The sequence below is a fragment of the Streptomyces massasporeus genome (assembly GCF_014648995.1).
GTDB lineage: Bacteria > Actinomycetota > Actinomycetes > Streptomycetales > Streptomycetaceae > Streptomyces > Streptomyces massasporeus.
The window spans coordinates 39,696-57,769 of the sequence record NZ_BMSE01000030.1 but is presented as its reverse complement, the minus strand read 5'-3'; the positions used below and the strand labels follow the sequence as shown (position 1 = coordinate 57,769).

Annotated in this window: 14 protein-coding genes and 1 pseudogene; 4 read left to right on the top strand and 11 right to left on the bottom strand. The window is 71.3% G+C overall.

From position 1 onward, the window contains the following. Positions 1–61: 61 nt before the first annotated feature. Positions 62–1,960, top strand: a complete 1,899-nt coding sequence (htpG, locus tag IE153_RS38685; RefSeq protein WP_189594356.1) for a molecular chaperone HtpG — start codon at positions 62–64, stop codon at positions 1,958–1,960. 13 nt (positions 1,961–1,973) lie between these two features. Here htpG and IE153_RS38680 read toward each other — a convergent pair whose 3' ends face one another. From IE153_RS38680 to IE153_RS38670, 3 genes are all read right to left on the bottom strand, one after another. After that, the gene (locus tag IE153_RS38680) at positions 1,974–2,225 is read right to left on the bottom strand and encodes a twin-arginine translocase TatA/TatE family subunit (RefSeq protein ID WP_189594355.1); all 252 of its coding nucleotides are present in this window, start codon (positions 2,223–2,225) and stop codon (positions 1,974–1,976) included. Next, positions 2,213–2,878: a hypothetical protein gene (locus IE153_RS38675; RefSeq protein ID WP_189594354.1), complete on the bottom strand. Its 666-nt coding sequence runs from the start codon at positions 2,876–2,878 to the stop codon at positions 2,213–2,215. Before IE153_RS38675 ends, IE153_RS38680 begins: the two co-directional genes overlap by 13 nt. Before the next feature lie 79 nt (positions 2,879–2,957). Then, complete coding sequence (locus IE153_RS38670; protein ID WP_097215047.1) at positions 2,958–3,533, bottom strand: TerD family protein; 576 nt, start codon at positions 3,531–3,533, stop codon at positions 2,958–2,960. Positions 3,534–3,689: 156 nt separating this feature from the next. Here IE153_RS38670 and IE153_RS38665 point away from each other — a divergent pair, with 156 nt between their 5' ends. Further along, positions 3,690–4,076, top strand: coding sequence for a BlaI/MecI/CopY family transcriptional regulator (locus IE153_RS38665; RefSeq protein WP_031112169.1), 387 nt, complete (start codon positions 3,690–3,692; stop codon positions 4,074–4,076). A gap of 6 nt (positions 4,077–4,082) precedes the next feature. Then, a complete protein-coding gene (locus IE153_RS38660) occupies positions 4,083–5,051 on the top strand; it encodes a M56 family metallopeptidase (RefSeq protein ID WP_189594353.1) in 969 nt (322 codons plus the stop codon). Between the two features lie 511 nt (positions 5,052–5,562). Here IE153_RS38660 and IE153_RS38655 read toward each other — a convergent pair. From IE153_RS38655 to IE153_RS38630, 6 genes and pseudogenes are all read right to left on the bottom strand, one after another. After that, a pseudogene (locus tag IE153_RS38655) lies at positions 5,563–5,766 on the bottom strand (sporulation protein); the annotation flags it as partial. Positions 5,767–5,962: 196 nt separating this feature from the next. Beyond that, positions 5,963–8,431 (bottom strand): CBM35 domain-containing protein, encoded by a 2,469-nt coding sequence (locus IE153_RS38650; RefSeq protein WP_189594352.1) that lies wholly within the window; start codon positions 8,429–8,431, stop codon positions 5,963–5,965. 88 nt (positions 8,432–8,519) lie between these two features. Next, a complete protein-coding gene (locus IE153_RS38645; RefSeq protein WP_189594351.1) occupies positions 8,520–9,344 on the bottom strand; it encodes a carbohydrate ABC transporter permease in 825 nt (274 codons plus the stop codon). After that, on the bottom strand, positions 9,341–10,264 hold the full coding sequence (locus IE153_RS38640) for a carbohydrate ABC transporter permease (protein ID WP_189594350.1): 924 nt from the start codon (positions 10,262–10,264) through the stop codon (positions 9,341–9,343). The genes IE153_RS38645 and IE153_RS38640 overlap by 4 nt, the downstream gene beginning before the upstream one ends. A 2-nt stretch (positions 10,265–10,266) precedes the next feature. Next, positions 10,267–11,592, bottom strand: coding sequence for an ABC transporter substrate-binding protein (locus tag IE153_RS38635; protein ID WP_189594349.1), 1,326 nt, complete (start codon positions 11,590–11,592; stop codon positions 10,267–10,269). A 71-nt stretch (positions 11,593–11,663) separates the two neighbouring features. Continuing rightward, positions 11,664–12,701, bottom strand: a complete 1,038-nt coding sequence (locus tag IE153_RS38630; protein WP_189594348.1) for a LacI family DNA-binding transcriptional regulator — start codon at positions 12,699–12,701, stop codon at positions 11,664–11,666. Between the two features lie 133 nt (positions 12,702–12,834). On the opposite strand from IE153_RS38630, the gene IE153_RS38625 reads away from it, so the two are divergent. Continuing rightward, positions 12,835–14,940, top strand: coding sequence for a glycoside hydrolase family 36 protein (locus IE153_RS38625; protein WP_189594378.1), 2,106 nt, complete (start codon positions 12,835–12,837; stop codon positions 14,938–14,940). A 10-nt stretch (positions 14,941–14,950) separates the two neighbouring features. On the opposite strand, the gene IE153_RS38620 is transcribed toward IE153_RS38625, so the two are convergent. Both IE153_RS38620 and IE153_RS38615 read right to left on the bottom strand, forming a co-directional pair. Then, positions 14,951–16,066: an acyltransferase family protein gene (locus tag IE153_RS38620; RefSeq protein WP_189594347.1), complete on the bottom strand. Its 1,116-nt coding sequence runs from the start codon at positions 16,064–16,066 to the stop codon at positions 14,951–14,953. Between the two features lie 278 nt (positions 16,067–16,344). Continuing rightward, entirely contained in the window at positions 16,345–17,985 is a 1,641-nt protein-coding gene (locus IE153_RS38615; RefSeq protein ID WP_189594346.1) for a cellulase family glycosylhydrolase, read from the bottom strand. Positions 17,986–18,074: the final 89 nt, after the last annotated feature.

The following is an 18,074-nucleotide window of genomic DNA, read 5'->3' as shown; positions in this document are numbered from 1 at the left end:
GTGTTTTACAGTGACACCACCAGTTCAGGCGACTGTGGGACCTGTGAGGGATTCGCGAACCATGACGACCGAAACGTTTGAGTTCCAGGTAGAGGCACGTCAGCTGCTCCAGCTGATGATCCACTCGGTCTACTCGAACAAGGATGTCTTCCTGAGGGAGCTCGTCTCCAACGCCTCCGACGCGCTCGACAAGCTGCGTCTGGAGAAGCTGCGGGACGACTCCCTCGACGCCGACGTGTCGGACCTGCACATCGAACTCGACGTCGACAAGGAGGCCCGCACCCTGACCGTGCGGGACAACGGCATCGGCATGTCGTACGACGAGGTCGGCAAGCTCATCGGCACCATCGCCAACTCGGGGACGGCCGCGTTCCTCGAGGAGCTGAAGGAGGCCAAGGACGCGGCCGGGGCCGAGGGGCTCATCGGCCGGTTCGGAGTCGGCTTCTACTCCGGCTTCATGGCGGCGGACGAGGTGACGCTGGTGACCCGGCGCGCCGGCGAGGGCCAGGGGACCCGCTGGACGTCGCGCGGCGAGGCGACGTACACGCTGGAGAGGGTCGACGACGCGCCGCAGGGCACGTCCGTGACGCTCCATCTCAAGCCCGCCGACCCCGAGAACCAGCTGCACGACTACACCTCCGAGTGGACGATCCGGGAGATCGTCAAGCGCTACTCGGACTTCATCACCTGGCCGATCCGGATGGTCCCGGAGGCCCGCGACGGGGAGGACGCGCCCGGGCCCGAGACGCTGAACTCCATGAAGGCCCTGTGGGCGCGCTCGCGCGACGAGGTGTCCGACGACGAGTACCACGAGCTGTACAAGCACATCAGCCACGACTGGCGCGAGCCCCTGGAGACGATCCGGCTCCAGGCCGAGGGCACCTTCGAGTACCAGGCCCTGCTCTTCGTCCCCTCGCACGCCCCGCACGACCTGTTCACGCGGGACTTCAAGCGCGGCGTCCAGCTGTACGTGAAGCGCGTGTTCATCATGGACGACTGCGAGGCGCTGCTGCCGCCCTACCTCCGCTTCGTCAAGGGTGTCGTCGACGCGCAGGACCTCTCGCTCAACGTCTCCCGCGAGATCCTCCAGCAGGACCGGCACATCCGGATGATGCAGCGCCGGCTGACCAAGAAGGTGCTCTCCACGGTCAAGGAGATCAAGACCAAGGACGCCGACCGCTACGCCACGTTCTGGCGGGAGTTCGGCACGGCCCTGAAGGAGGGCCTGGTCACCGACTCCGAGAACCGCGACGCCATCCTCGCCGTCTCCTCGTTCGCGACCACGCACTCCGCCGACGAGCCGACCACGCTCGCGCAGTACGTGGAGCGGATGAAGGACGGCCAGGACGACATCTGGTTCATCACCGGGGAGTCCCGGCAGAGCATCGAGAACTCCCCGCACATGGAGGCGTTCCGGGCCAAGGGCATCGAGGTCCTGCTGCTCACCGACGCCGTCGACGAGGTCTGGGTCGACGCCGTCGGCGCGTACGAGGGCAAGAAGCTGCGGTCCGTCGCCAAGGGCGAGATCGATCTCGACGCCGAAGGCGAGGAGAAGCCCGGCGAGGAGCGGGAGAAGCAGGCCGAGGAGTACGCCGGGCTGCTCGGCTGGATGCGGGAGCGGCTCGACGAGGACATCAAGGAGGTCCGGCTCTCCACGCGGCTCACGGTCTCCCCGGCCTGCGTCGTCTCGGACGCGCACGACCTGACCCCGGCCCTGGAGAACATGTACCGGGCGATGGGCCAGGAAGTGCCGCGCACCAAGCGGATCCTGGAGCTCAACCCCGGCCACGCGCTGGTGAAGGGCCTGCACCAGGCGTACCAGGCGAGCGAGGACCGTACGGAACTCGCCGAGTCCGCCGAACTGCTGCACACCCTGGCGGTGCTCGCCGAGGGCGGCCAGCCCAAGGACCCGGCGCGCTTCGTCAGGCTCGTGGCGGACCGCCTGGAGCGCACGCTGTAGTCACGGGGACGGATCAGGTGTGGTCCGGGGCGCCCGCCGGCCGGGCGCCGGGCGGGGTGGTGCCGGTACCCGGCGGGACGACCTCGCCCTGGACCACCCGCGGCGCGGGGGCCGTCCCGGCCTCCTCGTCCTTCGCCGCGCGGGCCTCGGCCTTGAGGATGCGGGTCGCCTTGCCGGCCGAGCGGGTCAGCTCGGGGAGCTTCTTCATCCCGATGACGGCTATGACGACGATGAGAATGATCGCGAGCTCGCTCAGTCCGAACATGGTGTCCTGTCCTCTCTCGCCCGGGCCGGGCACGGCGTGAGCGTACCGGGCGGGGAGCACGGTGTGATCGCCGTCCCGGGATGCGGCCCCAGGTGCCGGCGCAGGTGCGGCAGCATCCCGCGGTCGAGCAGCTCCTGCCGCCAGACCAGCCGGGCGTGCTCCACCTGGTCGGCGGCCGGGGGCACACCGCGCCGGCGCAGGGCCGTGTGCAGCACGGCGGCCAGGGTGACGAGGCCGGTCACGGCGGCCACGAGCGCCAGGGTCCAGCCGGCCGCGACGAGCGACCCGGGTAGCGGGCCGAGCGCGTCGGCGACGTGGAGCAGACCGCCGATCAGGAGCAGTGCCGTGGCGGACGTGCCCGCCACGAGCGGCGTGAGCACCGCGAGGGCCGGCAGCAGGCTGCCCCCGCCGAGCAGGCTCCGCACCTCGCGGCGGGCGGCCCTGCGGACGGCCAGGTAGGAGCGGTACGGCCGCTCGGCCTTCGCCGCGATGTCGTCGGCGTGGGCGAGTGCGTGGGCGCGCAGGTGCGCCGCCGCCCGGCCGGCCGGGTCGGCGCCCAGGGCGCCACGGATGTCCGCGGTGCCCAGCGCGTGGTGCAGTACGGCTTCGAAGTCCGCCCGGTCGTCCGGGCGGAGGCTGGACGGGTCGGCCACATGCTCTCCCGGTCGGTTGCTGGGGCGGCCGCCGGGCCCGGCCACACGCGGTCGGGCCCGGCGGCGGGGTCGGTCCGTGTCAGACGTTGACGCCGAAGTCGGAGGCGATGCCGGCCAGACCCGAGGCGTAGCCCTGGCCGACGGCGCGGAACTTCCACTCGGCGCCGTGCCGGTAGAGCTCGCCGAAGACCATCGCGGTCTCGGTGGAGGCGTCCTCGGACAGGTCGTAGCGGGCGATCTCCTGGCCGCCCGCCTGGTTGACGACCCGGATGAAGGCGTTGCGGACCTGCCCGAAGCTCTGGCCGCGGTTCTCGGCGTCGTGGATGGACACCGGGAACACGATCTTGTCGATCTCGGCCGGGACGGCGGCGAGGTTCACCTTGACCGACTCGTCGTCGCCCTCCCCCTCGCCGGTGAGGTTGTCGCCGGTGTGCTCGACCGAACCGTCCGGGCTCTTGAGCTGGTTGTAGAAGACGAAGTGCTGGTCCGAGGGGACCTTGCCGGAGGCGTCGAGGAGCAGGGCGGAGGCATCGAGGTCGTAGTCGGTGCCGGTGGTCGTGCGCACGTCCCAGCCCAGGCCGACCAGGACGGCGGTGAGACCGGGCGCCTCCTTGCTGAGCGAGACGTTGCCGCCCTTGGACAGGGAAACTCCCACGGGTTACTCCTTCTTGAGCGCTTGGCGCGTGCGGTGTGGATGGCGGTGTGGATGCCACTCTGAATCTACAGCAATGTAGAAGTAGGTGGGATCGGGCCGGCGGATCTATACGATGTCCGCAAGGGCAACGCAGGGCGGCGAAAGCGAGGCAGGGCGGTGACGGATCCCGGGCAGCGTCCCCGGCGGGGACAGGGTGAGCTGGAGGCGCTGGTGCTGTCGGCGCTGCGGGAGGCGGACGGCCCGGCCACGGCCGGCTGGGTGCAGGAGCGCCTCGGCGGTGACCTCGCGTACACGACGGTGATCACGATCCTGACCCGGCTGCTGGGCAAGGGCGCGGTCTCCCGGGAGCGGGTCGGCCGGTCCTTCGCCTGGACGCCGGACTCGGACCAGGCGGGCCTGGCCGCCCGGAAGATGCGCAAGGTGCTGGACGCCGAGAGCGACCGCGGTGCCGTGCTGGCCAGCTTCGTCACCGGCCTCGGCCCCGACGAGGAGCGGCTGCTGCGCGACCTGCTGGATCAGGCCCAGGGCGAAGGGGAAGACTGACGCCTCATGGGGGTCTTCGTCTTTCTGCCACTGATCCTTCCGCTCACGGCCTGGCCGGTCGCCCGCCTCGCCGAACAACATCTGCATCCGCGGACCGCGACCCGGCTGCTGACGGTGCTGGCCGTCGTGCTGGCGCTGTGCAGCACGGTCTGCCTGGCGCTGGTGATGGTGGTCGGAACCGCCCAACTCCCCGGCAACCCGCTGCCGGACGGCTGGTCCGACCCCGAGGTGCGGGCGGCCGTGCCCTACGACGAGATCGTGGGCAAGGCCGCGATTCCCGCGCTGTGCGCGGTCGTGGTCGCCTGCGCCCGAACGATGCGCCGGCACGGGCGGGTACGCCGCCAGGCACATCTGGCCCTGGCCGGGCTGCGGGGGACGGAGGTGGCGGTGCTGCCCGATGCCATGCCCTACGCGTACGCGCTGCCGCCCGGGGGACGCCGGGGCGAGGGCCTGTCGAGCCGCGGTGCGGGGCGCGGCCGGGTCGTGGTGACCACGGCCCTGCTGGACCGGCTCGGGCCGGCCGAGCGGCGGGCCCTGTTCGCCCACGAGCGGGCGCACCTCGCCGCACGCCACGACCGGTTCCTGCTGGCTGTGCAACTGGCGGCCCGGGCCAACCCGTTCCTGCGGCCGCTGGGCACCGCCGTGGCGTACACGGCGGAGCGGTGGGCGGACGAGGAGGCGGCCCGGACGATCGGCAGCCGCCGCACGGTGGCGAGGGCGATCGGCACGGCCGCGCTCGTCTCGCGGGGCACCCCGCTGCCCACGCTCGCGGGACTCGCCGCTCCCGGCCCGGTACCGCGCCGGGTTGCGGCGCTGCTGGGCCCGGCCCCCGCCGTGCACGACTGGCCGCCGGTGTTCACGGCGGTCGGCCTGGCCGCGTGGGGCGCGGCGGCCGGAACCGCCGTCTCGGCGATGTCCTCCGCGAACGCGGCCGTGACGATGGTCCTCATCCTCCACGCGGCGACACCGCTCTGACCAGCGTGCCCGAGCGCCGGCCGCGCGCTCGGGGGCGCGGGGAACGGCGCGACGAGCCACGACGTTGCCGCACCCGGCAGGCAACGGGGGGGTCCCACCCCGGAAGCCGCCGATGCCTGCCGTCAGCCTTCCTCTTCCTCGACGCGGCGCGCCTTCAGGGGCGCGGGGAACGGCGCGACGAGCCACGACGTTGCCGCACCCGGCAGGCAACGGGAGAGGTCTCCCCCGGGGGCCGCCGATGCCTGCCGTCAGCCTTCCTCTTCCTCGACGCGGCGCGCCCTGAGGGGCGCGGGGAACGGCGCGACAAGCCACGACGTTGCCGCACCCGGCAGGCAACGGGGGGTCCCACCCCGGAAGCCGCCGATGCCTGCCGTCAGCCTTCCTCTTCCTCGACGCGGCGCGCCCTGAGGGGCGCGGGGAACGGCGCGACAAGCCACGACGTTGCCGCACCCGGCAGATAACGGGAAGTCCCACCCCGGGAAGCCGCCGGGGCGCGGCCTCAGCCCTCCTCTTCCTCCTCGTCGCCCTCGAAGAAATCCCCGACCCGGGCCACCAGTTCCAGGGTGATGTGCTCGATCTCGAAGTCGGCCTTGCCGCCCACGAGACGGACCTGACCGGTGAGCGTGCCGCCGGGCCGGACGGAAGCGGGGTCGAGAACCGTGTCGACCGCGGGGCCGCCGACCCCGAGCGCGCCGAGCAGTCGTTTGAACACCATGGCGGCGTCCACTCCTTCATGCGCGGGCACTACCTTCTACAAGCATGTAGAAATATAGGGGGTGCGGGGAGGCCGCGCTGCGAGTCCCCGCGCGCCGGGATCGGCCGAAAACGGATCACCTCCCGACGCGACGGTGCCGCAGCCCGCCCCCATGGGCGGACTGCGGCACCGGAAGCCGCTGACCTTGCAGAGGCGCTCAGCCCACGACGCGGCCCAGGTCGATCCGGTCGATGTTCGGCGCCCAGGCGGTGGCGTTGCCGAACGTCACCTTGTTCGCGCCCTTCGCCAGATCGACCGGGACCCCGACAGTCCAGTAGTCGTCCCAGCTCCAGGTGTTCTTGAAGGTGACCTTCCGCGGCGCGGCGCCCCCGACCCCGATGTCCGCCGTGCGGGACATGATGTCCGTGTTGTAGGCGTGGCCGTTGTCCCGGCGGTCGTTGTGGGCGTAGTGGACGACCAGCATGTAGCGGCCGGCCCTGGGGGCGTCGACCGTGAACTCGGCCGTGCTGGAGGGGCTGTTGCCCAGCCATCCGATGTACGAGCCCGCGGAGGCGTGCGGGGAGTCGACGAGCTTCGCGCCGCCCGCGAGCGTGGCCGACGCGCCCTCGTAGGAGAGGGTGCCCGAGGCCGAGCCGTCACCCGAGACGTCGAGGGAGCGGACGGCGCAGTGGCCCGACGCCATCGCGACCCGGTTGTTGCCCGCGACCAGGTACAGCCGCAGCGGGCGGCCGGGCGCCGCCGTGACGGTCTCGCCGTGCAGCGCGAGCTTCACCGCGGCCGAAGTCCGCGGCGTCACCGTGTAGTAGCCGTCGCGCGGGGCGTAGACGTCGAAGACGGCCTTGTCACCCGAGCGCAGCACCAGGGCGCCCGTGCCCACCCCCGCCGAGGAGGAGTAGTCGTACGACGGCCTGCCGCTGATGTCCGCCAGCGTCGCCTCGTACGAGGCGACGTCCGCACCGCCGCGGCTCGTCAGGTCGATCCGGTCGAGCGTCACCTCGGCATCGCCCTTGGCCAGCACCAGCTGGTGCGTGCCCGCCTTCAGCCGGACTCCGACGTCCTTCCTGGCGCGGTAGGTCCAGTTCTCCGTGGAGGGGTAGGTGACCGTCACCGGGTCGGCGCCGTCGACGAGCAGTTTCTGTGTGGCGGGCCCTCCGGACTGGTTGCCGTAGAGGATCGCCAGGTCGTAGGCGCCGTCCTTCGGCACGTTCACCGTGAACGCGACCTTGCTGCCGGGCTGGTTGAGGGAGCCGACGTCCTTGGTGCCGGAGGCCGCGTAGCCGTTGGCGTTGCTCACGGTGCCCTGGGTGTAGACCTTGCCGTCGGTGAGGGCCGCGTCCTCGGCCTCGTACGACGCCGACCAGGGGACGGAGGCGGCGGACGGGGTGCCCGAGCCGCCGGGGGTGAGGACGATCCGGTACGCCGACATCTTGTGCAGGCCGCGCAGCGGGACGGTCACCGAACCGTCGTCCGAGACCTTCACCTTGGTGCGCGCCAGGACCCGAGGCGCCGCGTGCTGCCCTTCGTACCCCGACCAGGCCGTCTCGGCGACGGTCGCCGTGACCGTACGGCCGAACACGGACCGGGGGACGCGCTTCACGACCACGTCCGAGTCGCCGTCCGCGCCTCCGAGCAGCACCTGGGCCTGGCGGCGGGAGGTGTCCAGGGACGCGAGGCCCTGAAGGGTGTCGATGGTGTTCGGCCGCGGCGGCGTCACCTTCACGGTGTCCCCGGTCAGGCCCGCGTACCAGCGGAACAGCCACCAGCCGCCGTTGGGGATGTTGGAGCGCACCACATGGCCGCTGAGATTCCCGGCGGCGTCCCAGTACGCCATGTTGGCGTACACCTTGTTGCGCTCGAACATCGACACCCACTGCACCAGCTGCCCGGGCACGGACAGGTCGCGGCGGTTGGCGTACTCGTCGATATTGATCTTCAACGGGGCGATGCCCGCGGCCCGCTCCAGTGAGCGGTAGTCGTCGTAGTGCGCCTGGAAGTCGCGCAGGGAGCCGGAGCCGAGCTCGTGCCATGTCATCACCTGGGGCAGCACGTTCTCCCGCTTGGTGAACGCGAGGAAGTCCTTCAGCAGCCGCGAGTGGTAGGCGGCCTCGTTCGGGCCGGCGATCCGCGCGTCCGGGTCGATCGCGCGGATGCGCCGGTACACCGTCTTCCAGTCCTGGAAGAACCGGTCGCGGTTCTTCTCGTACTGCGCCTGGTCCTCGACGCCGAGGTTGTACCAGATCTGGTCGGGCTCGTTGAACGGGATGTAGACGAAACGGTCGCTGTTCGGGTCGGCCGATGTCTCCTTGACGATCTTGTCGACCTTGGGCAGGTAGTCGTCGATGCCGAGGTCCTCGTACGGCCACTTCGCGTAGATGTCCTGCATCATCACGTTGATCTCGCCGCCGCCGGCGCGGAAGAACGACTTGGAGACGGTGAGCGCGTCGCCGTTGGGATGCTGGGCACCGCCCTCCGGCTTCTGCGAGATGCTGGTGATCTTCAGGGGCTCCATCACGGCGTCGCCGGGCACCCCGTCGTCACTGAGCCCGTAGAGGGAGCCGTTGGCGCCGAGTATCACCCGGCCCTCGGACGCGCCCAGGTCGACGGTGAGGCGTTGCGGGTCGGCCGCGGCCGCGGCGGGACCGGCCGCGGGGAGAGTGGCTGCCATGACGGCTGCTCCAAGTAGTGCTGTGAACAGGGCGGTTCTGGTACGGGATCTCGTGCGGGCGGGGGTGATCACGCTGCTGGACCTCCGGTCACTTGACGGCTCCACTGGTGATTCCGGACACGATCTTTCGCTGGCCGACGAGGAACACGGCGACCATGGGCAGGCTCATCACCACGACGTACGCGAAGACGAGATGCCAGTTCTCGAGATAGAGCTGGGCGCTGGCGACCTGGTAGAGGTTGAGCGGCAGGGTCGCCCGGTCTCCGCCGCCGAGGACGAAGAACGCGTAGAAGACGTCGCTCCAGGCGTAGAGCATCACCATGATCGTGGCGGTGGCGACGACCGGCCGGAGCAGGGGCAGGACGATCCGCCAGAAGATCCTCGACGGTGTCGCCCCGTCCATCCGGGCCGCCTCCTCCAGTTCCAGGGGGATGGCGCGGATGAAGCCGGTCATGAAGAAGATCGACGTCGACAGGTACATGCCGGTGTAGACGGCGATCATGCCGGGCCGGGAGTTGGCCAGCCCCAGTTGCCGCAGCTCCATCACGATGGTGATGACGGCCGGCGGCAGCAGCAGCCCGCTGATGCACACCGCGTACGCCGCCGACACCAGCCTCGACTTCCGGCGCGCGAAGACCCAGGCGGCGCCCGCGCCCAGGATCAGCACCAGGACCACCGAAGGCACCACGACCAGCAGGGAATTGAGCAAGCCACGCAGCATCTCGCCCTCGCTGACCGCGTCCGCGTAGTTGGCGGCGGGCTGCCAGTGCCCGGGCGGGTCCAGGTTCGGCCTGATGGCCTCCGCCTGCGGTTTGGCCGAGGTGACGGCGACCAGCCACAGCGGCACGCCGACGGCAAGGCCGGCCAGCAGCAGGACCAGGGCGGGACGCCCGTAACGCCAGACCGGGGTCACAGCATCTGCTCCCTTCGCCGGAGCCCCACGACCAGCGGGATCGCCACGGCGACCACGACCAGGAAGAGCACCAGGCTCATCGCGGAGGCCTGGGCGTACAGGCCCTGCCCGAAGATCCGGAACATGTAGATGTTGAAGACCTCGGTGGAGGCCGCGGGCCCGCCGCCGGTCGTGGCCTGCACGATGTCGAAGGTGTTCATCGAGCCGATCAGCGCCGTGGTGACGTTGAAGGTGACGGCCGGCGCGAGCATCGGCCAGCGCACCGACCAGAACGTCCGCCACGGCCCGGCACCGTCGATCCGGGCCGCCTCGAGCATGTCGTGGGGGATGCCCTTCAGACCCGCCAGGTAGATCAGCATGGACAGGCCCATCCACTTCCAGCCGTGGATGAGGGTGACGATCACCAGCGTCCACGTCGTCGAGCCCAGCCACGGAACGTCCGTGCCCAGGACGGAGTTGACGGCCCCGTCCTGGTCGAGGAGCGCCCGGAAGACATAACCGGTCGCGAGTGCCGAGATCAGCACCGGCAGGAAGAAGACCGCACGGAAGAACCGGTTGAAGCGGCTGTCGTCCTCCAGCAGCAGCGCCAGCACCAGCCCGAATCCGTTCTGGAACACCGCTGCCAGCAGCGCGTACACCAGCGTCGTACGGATCGCGCGCAGCAGTGAGCCGTCCTCGGCGATCGTCCTGAGGTTGTCCAGGCCCGTGAAGGCGATGTCCGCGTGGTACGAGGACCAGTCGGTGAACGGGTAGTAGAAGTTGAGCAGGTTGGGCACCAGGAAGAAGCCCGCGAAGACGGCGATCGCGGGGAGCGCGAACCACCAGGGGTGGTGCACGGCGGCCCGGGGAAGCCGCCCCACGCCCTTGGGCGCGCCCGGTGCGGCGGGCTGCCTGCGTGTACGTACGACCGTGTCAGCCATCGTCAGAACCCGGGCGCGCCCTGGGCCTTGGCCACCTGCGCGAACTGGTCCTGGATCGCCTGGGCGACCTGCTGCGGGCTCTTCTTGCCGAAGATCATGTCGGCCAGGTAGAGGTGCGTGTCGGGGGCGACGATGGCCTTGGCCTGGAAGACGCCGACGGCCGTGGGCAGGGCCGCGACCTGGGCCTTGGACGTGTCGGGCAGACCGCCGGGGGTGGGCACGGACGGCTGGACGGACGGGATCTTCATCGCCTTGATGTAGTCCGGGTAGTCCGGGCCGAGCCAGAAGGCGAGGAACTGCCGGGCCGCGTTCTGCCGCTTGTCGTCACCGGTCCTGAAGGCGACGACCCCGTTGGTCTGGTCGGGGGAGTACAGGCCGGTGGCCGAGGAGTTGGCGACCGGGAACCAGCCGATCTTCTTGTCGATCTCGGCGGTGGAGTGCTTGGCCTGCAACTGGCTCTGGAAGGAGGTGACGTTGAGGACCATGCCGGCCTCGCCCTTCCAGAGGGCGTCGGCCTGCCCGGTGAACGTGCCGGTCCGGTAGTTCTTCTGGGCGAGCCCGGCGTCGAGCAGCTTCTCCTTGTACTTCTTGATCGCGCCGACCACGACCGGGTCGGTCCACTTCTTCTTGTTCGCGTTCAGATCCGCCCACCACTGCCGGTCCAGGTCGGTGAGCTGGAGCTGCATCTGCCACTGGAGCGGCCACTTGTCGCCGCCGGCCTCGTAGAAGGCGGCCGCGTCGGTCTTGTCGGCGACCTTGCGGCCGAGCGCCAGCAGTTCGTCGTACGACTTCGGGAAGTCCTTCTCGCTCAACCCGGCTCGCTTGAAGACGTCCTTGTTGTAGTAGACGCCGAGCATGGCGGGGCTGGTCACGATCGCCGCGTAGCGCTTGCCGTCGATGACGCCGAGGGACTTCTCGGTGTCGCCCAGCTTGGAGACCCAGGGCTCGCCGTCGAGGGTGAGCAGGTTCTGCCGAGGCTGGACGAACGGCAGCGTGGAGATGGACGGCTGCCAGAACATCAGGTCGGGGCGGTCGCCGGAGGCCAGCTTCGTCGGCACGTTCTGCTCGTAGAGGTCCGGGATCGCCTGGGTCTCCACCTTGGCGCCGGTGGCCTTCTCGAAGGCGTCGATGACCTGCTTGGGCGCGGCGACCGTGTTCTGCGCGGTCCACATGGTCAGTTTCACGCCGTCCAGCCGTGCGGTCGGGTCGACCGCCGTCCGCTTGGCGTCGTCCGAACCGGATTCCCCGGCCGTCGGGTCACTGCACGCGGTGGCGGCCAGGCCGGCGGCGCATATCAATGCCAGGGCGGGGAGAACTCTTCTGTTCATCTCGAGCCTTTCCGAGCAGGCGGTTCGGTTCAGGAAGCGGGACTCACAACTGCGGTGCTCTCTGGTGCTGTTCAGCGCTCGCCGGGCGGCGGCCCCGAGCTCTCCCGCACCACCAGTTCCGGTACGGACACGGGATGCGGGGCGACCGGCGCGGACTCCTCCAGCGCGCCGTGCAGCAGGGCGAAGGCGGCCCGGCCCAGGCCGGTGAAGTCCAGGCGCACGGTCGTCAGGGACGGGGTGAGGAAGGCGGAGTGCGGGGCGTCGTCGAACCCGGCCACGCTGACCTCGCCCGGCACCGGGCGGCCCGCCTCGTGCAGGGCGCGGAGCACACCGAGCGCGAGGTCGTCGTTGCCGCACAGGACGGCGGTGACGGACGGGTCCCGCGCCAGTTCCAGCGCGGCCGCGTGTCCGCCCGCCGGTCCCCAACTGCTCTGCACCGGGCGGGGTTCCGGGGCACCCGCCTCCTTCAGCGCCTGCCGCCAGCCGCTGGTGCGGGCGCTGGTGCGCCGGGTGCTGGACGGGATGGCGACGTAGTGCACGGTCTCGTGGCCCAGGGAGAGCAGATGGCGGGTGGCCTGGTAGGCGGCCTCGCGGTCGTCGGTCCACACCCAGGGGCTCTCGCCGCCGGGCGGGCTCGCCGGGGTCTCGACCACTCCCACGACCGGCAGACCGGCGGGCACGGCTCCCAGCGCCCGCACGCCTGCCGGATCGTAGGCGATCACGACGATCCCGCCGCCCGCGTCCGCCGCCCGCTGCACCTCGGCGGCGACGGCCGCGTCCTCGGCGGATTCCAGCACGCCGATCCCCACCGCGTAGGACGCGGCGCGGGCGGACTCCTCGATGCCCTGAAGGATCGATGCGTAGCCGTAGTGCGTGGTGTTCGCGGTGAGCACGGTCACCGTGCGGGTGCGCCCGCTGGCCAGAGCCAGGGCGGTGGCGTTGCGCCGGAAGCCCAGTTCCTCGATGGCGGCCAGCACGCGCTCCCGGGTGGACGGCCGGACGCTGGGATGGCCGTTGATCACCCGCGAGACCGTCTGGTACGAGACCCCGGCGGCCGTGGCGACGTCCCTGATGCTCGCCGGGCGCCTTGTGTGACCGGTCACATTCATGCGAGGATTGTGACCGGTCACACTTGGGTCGTCAAGAGACCGTAACGAGGGATTCACGCGGGCCTCCGCTCCCCGGCAACGGGGCGGGGTCAGGAGGGGGAGCACCTTGACCGGCACGGCGGATGCGGCGCACATGGCCTCCAACCAGCGGCAACACGAGTTCACTTGGGGGCACGAGACGCTCGCCGCCCGGTTCGTCGTCGCCCCCGACGGAACACCGCGACTGGTCCGGCTGGCACACCCCGGCGACGACCGCGGGGCCACGCCGCAGTCCGCGCTGCCCTTGGTGGAGCTCACGGCCCTCGGCCACGGCAGCGGCTGGTCCGGCCCCCGCTTCACCGGCACGGCCCTCGGCAGCCGCCTCGCCCACCGCGCCCATCACGCGAGCAGCGGCGACGGCTGGGAACGGCTGAGCGTCGAACTCCACGACCCGGACACCGGGTTGACGGCCTACGCCGAATTCAGCTCACCCACCGGCCTGCCCGTCCTGCGCTCCCGCGTCCGGCTGCGCAACGACGGCCGCGAGCCCCTGGTCGTCCAGTCCGTCAGCAGCCTGCTGCTCGGCGGCCTGCCCGCCCCGGACGCCCTCGACGTCCACCGGGCCCGCAACGACTGGCTCGCCGAGTGCCGTTGGTACGCCGAGCCGCTGCGCGTGTCCGTCGCCGACATCCACACGGACGTCCACGAGCACGACAGCCGGGCCGCCCTCGCCCTCACCGGGCGCGGCAGTTGGCCCACCGACGGCCATCTCGCCATGGGCGCGCTGACCGAGCGGGACGGCGGCCGGGCCTGGGCGTGGCAGGTCGAGTCCCCGGCCGGCTGGCGCTGGGACCTCGGCGAACGCGCCCACGGCACCTACCTGGCGCTGAACGGCCCCACGGACGCGGAGCACCAGTGGCGGATCCGCCTCGCACCCGGCGAGGAGTTCACCACCGTCCCCGGCGTCCTGGCCCTCGGCCCGGACCTCGACACCGCGCTCGGTGCCCTCACCTCCTACCGCCGGGCGATCCGCCGCCCCCACCCGGACCACACCGCCCTCCCCGTGGTCTTCAACGACTACATGAACACCCTCATGGGCGACCCCACCACGGCCAAGCTGCTGCCGCTGATCGACGCCGCGGCCGACGCCGGCGCCGAGTACTTCTGCATCGACTCCGGCTGGTACGACGACGACACCCGGGGCTGGTGGGACAGCGTCGGCGCCTGGCAGCCCTCGCCGCGCCGCTTCCCCGACGGTGGCCTCCAGGCGGTCCTGGAGCGGATCCGGGAGCGCGGAATGGTGCCCGGACTGTGGCTCGAGCCGGAGGTCGTCGGGGTGCGCAGCCCCGTCGCGGCCGAACTGCCGCCCGAGGCGTTCTTCCAGCGCGACGGCGTACGCCTCACCGAACAGGGCCGCCACCAGCTCGACCTGCGGCACCCGGCCGCCCGAGCCCACCTCGACAAGACGGTCGACCGCATCGCCGGCGACTGGGGCGTGGGCTACCTCAAGCTCGACTACAACATCGTCGTCGACCCCGGCACCCTGGCCCCCGGCGATCTCGCACCGGGAGCGGGACTGCTCGGCCACGCCGAGGCCTACCTGGACTGGCTCTCCGGAGTCCTGGACCGCCACCCCGGCCTCGTCGTCGAGAACTGCGCCTCGGGCGGCATGCGCATGGACGGCGCCACCCTCGCGGTGGCCCAGCTCCAGTCCACCAGCGACCAGCAGGACCCGCTGAGCTACCCGCCCATCGCCGCCGCCGCGCCGACCGCCGTCCCGCCCGAGCAGGGCGCCGTCTGGGCCTATCCGCAACCCGAGTACGACGACGACCTGATCACCTGGACCCTCGGCGGGGCACTCCTCGGCCGCATCCACCTCTCCGGCCATCTGGACCGCATGTCGGACCACCAGCGAGCCCTCGTCCGGGGAGCCGTCGACGTCTACAAGTCGATTCGTGGAGACCTGGCCCGGGCCCTGCCGTTCTGGCCGCTCGGGCTGCCCGGCTGGACGGACGAGTGGCTGGCCCTGGGGTTGCGGACCCCCGGCGACGCCACGACGTATCTTTCCGTCTGGCGGCGGGGCGGACCGGCGCAACTCCGCATCCCCGTCCGGCACCTGGCGGGAAGGGACGTCCGGGTGGACGTCCTGCACCCGTCGTCGGCGGATGCGGGCGGGTCCGTCTGGGACGGGGAGGGGCTGACGGTGTCCGTGCCGCGCACGCCCGGGGTGCTGCTGATCCGGCTCGCTCAGGAGCCGTGAGACGGTCCGCTCACGCGCGTACGGCGTTGCGCTCCCGTGCCTGATCGCGCACGTCCCGGCGGAACGCCCACGCCATGTCGGGCTCCATCACCCAGCGGAACACCCGCCGCACGGGCGGGGTGCAGAGGACGGTCACGAGCACCGCGGCGGCGACCGTCACGAGGATCTCGCCCAGGGGCCGGTGCACCCACGCCGGTTCGTACCAGCCCCAGAACTTGGACCCCTGCGCGACGAAGCCGTGCAGCAGGTAGCCGTAGAGCGTGCCCGCCCCCAGCACGGTGAACCAGGTGCGGCGACCGGGCACCCAGGCGAGGAAGCAGGCGACCAGGACCATCGAGCAGCCGAAGGTCACCAGCGTCATGACGGGCCCGTACCAGGAGGGCGCCTCGAGCTCCGCGGCGCTGTCCCGGTGGTAGAACCAGGCGCCGCTCATCCGCGGCACCGCCCAGTAGGCCACGGCCAGCGCGCCGGCGAACACCGGCACGGCGAGGATCCGCGCCGCGCGGCGCCGCACCAGGTGGAAGTGCTCGGGCCGCAACAGCAGACCGAGGACGAAGTAGGGCAGGAACTGCAGCGTGCGCTGCAGATCGAGGTCGTTGCCGATCGACGGCGAGAGCGTCGCCAGCATCGCGATGACGAGGGCGATCGGCAGCGGCCACCGCACGCGCTGCCAGACCGGCGTGGTCAGCCGCCAGATGAACAGGGCGGCCAGGAACCAGGTCAGGTAGAGGGGGTCCAGCAGGCTCACCGGCCGGTCCGGCTCCTGGTCGGTCCACCGGGTGAACAGGGTGTACGCCGTCTCGAAGACGACGTACGGCACCGCGAGCCCGGTGACCAGCCGCCTGATCCGGCCGGGGCTTGCGTCGAAGGAGCGCGAGAAGTAGCCGGAGACCACGATGAACGCCGGCATGTGGAACGCGTACACCACCATGTAGAGCGCGCCGGCCGCCCGGCTGCCGTCCCGCAGGGGCTCCCAGGAGTGCCCGATCGCCACCAGCACGATCGCCAGGTACTTGGCGTTGTCGAAGAACGCGTCCCGCCGTGCGGCCGGTTCCGTCACGGGCGGCGCCTTGCGTTCCGCCTCGCCGGTCGCGACCGCGCGCATGCGCAGGGTGTCCTCGCTCATCACGCCTCCCGGGCGGGGTTCGGGGAACCCGGATGGGCGTATTCGCGTCTTGCCGGAGATGCGGCGACGGGGAGCCGGTGCGACATCCCCGCCGCCTGACCACTGCGGGGCGGTGTAAACCGCTTTCCGCGTGGCTGTAGCGCGGATCACATTCACCAGCGGTGACCGGGCTGGGCACGTCGGCTGCACCGCCGTTGCACTCCGGCCCGATCAGCTCACGGAGCAGTCAGCGCACAGGGCCCGATCAGCTCACGGAGCAGTCAGCGCACAGGGCCCGGTCAGCTCACGGAGCAGTTCGCGCCGTTCAGGGTGAAGGCCGTCGGGCTGGGGTTCGCGGCCGACCGTGAGGCCGTGAAGCCGAGGGTGACCGAGCCCGACGCCGGGATCGTCGCCGTGTACGACGCCGCCGCGACGCTCACCTCCGAGCCGCTCTGCGTCGCCGTACCGCCCCACAGGTTGGTGATGCGCTGGCTGTCCGGGAAGGTCCAGCGCAGCGTCCAGCCGTTGATCGCCGACGTGCCGGTGTTGCGCAGCACGATCTCGCCCTGGAAGCCGCCGGACCAGCTGCCCGTCACCCGGTAGCCGACGCCGCAGGCCGCCGACGAGCCGCCGGACGAGGTCGTGACCGTCACCGTGCCCGAGCGGGGCGAGCGGTTGCCGGCGGCGTCACGGGCGTAGACGGCGAAGGTGTGGGAGGTCGCGGGGGACAGGCCGGTGAGGGTGGCGGTGGTCCGCGTGCTGCTGGTGACGGCCGACTCGGTGCCGCCGCTGACCCGCACGATGTCGTAGCCGGTGACGCCGGTCGCGTCGGAGGCGGCGGCCCAGGTCAGGGTGGCGGACGACGAGGTCACCCCGGAGGCGGTCGGGGTGCCGGGAGCGGTCGGGGGAGTCGTGTCGCCGCCCCCGGTGCCGGAGTAGACCGCGGCCTCCTTGGCGGTGGCGGCGATGCCGTTGGCGCCGTTGAAGAGGCGCTGCCCCCAGGACGTGAGCTGGTTCGGGTCGAAGTTCGTGACCATGTCCAGGTACTCGACCCCGCCGCCGTTGCCGCTCCACGACCAGCCGAGGTAGCCGAGGCGGAGCTGCTGGGACACGGCCAGGATGGCGTCCTCGTCGGGGTTGCCGTCCGAGTGGTCGTGGCCGAACTCTCCGACGACGATGGGCAGCTTGGCGGTGACGAACCGGTTCAGGTAGTCGGTGATCTCGGTTGCGGTGTCGAAGACGCCGTACATGTGGATCGAGAAGACGGTGTTGGCGTCGGGGTCGGCGGCGAAGACCGAGGCGGCGTTGTCGCGCATGGTGAACGCCCAGTCCTGACCCCAGTTGGGGGCGTCGACCATGAGTGTGTGGTCGAACCCGGCGTTCCGCAGCTTCTGGATGGCCGCCTTGGTGTCGGCCGTCCACGCCGTGTAGTTGGTGTTGCCGTACGGCTCGTTGCCGATGTTGACGATGACGTAGTCCTCCTGGCCGGCCAGGGCGCTCTGCACGCTGATCCAGTAGTCGGCCGCACGGGACAGGGTGGTCGCGCCGCTCTGCTCGCCGTACCCCGTGGTGTCGTGGACTTCGAGGACGCAGATGAGCCGGTTCTGCTTGCACTGGGAGACGACGTTCGTCACGTCGGCGGTGTCGTTGCGGGTCCAGCGGTCACCGTTGGCGAGGACCACGCGGACGGTGTTGGCGCCCTTGGCCTTGATGTGGGCGAAGGAGCTGATCCGGTCCGGATACCAGGTGTGGGCGTGGTTGACGCCACGCATCACGAAGTCGTTCCCGTTGGCCTCCAGCAGCCGGCCGTTCTGCACCCGGAAGCCGGTGGGCGCGGCCTCGGCCGGCGGGGTGAGGGCGAGGAAGGACAGCAGGAGGGCGAACAGGGCGGCGGCCACGGTGGCCGGGCGTGCGGCGGTGGGTGTGGGGCGGAGTCTCATGACGGGCTCCAGAAGTGGGGGTCGGGTGGGGCACGTTGCCGGTCGCGCTGTCGTGCTGAACGGGGTCCTGCCGTCGGGGCTCGGTGCGG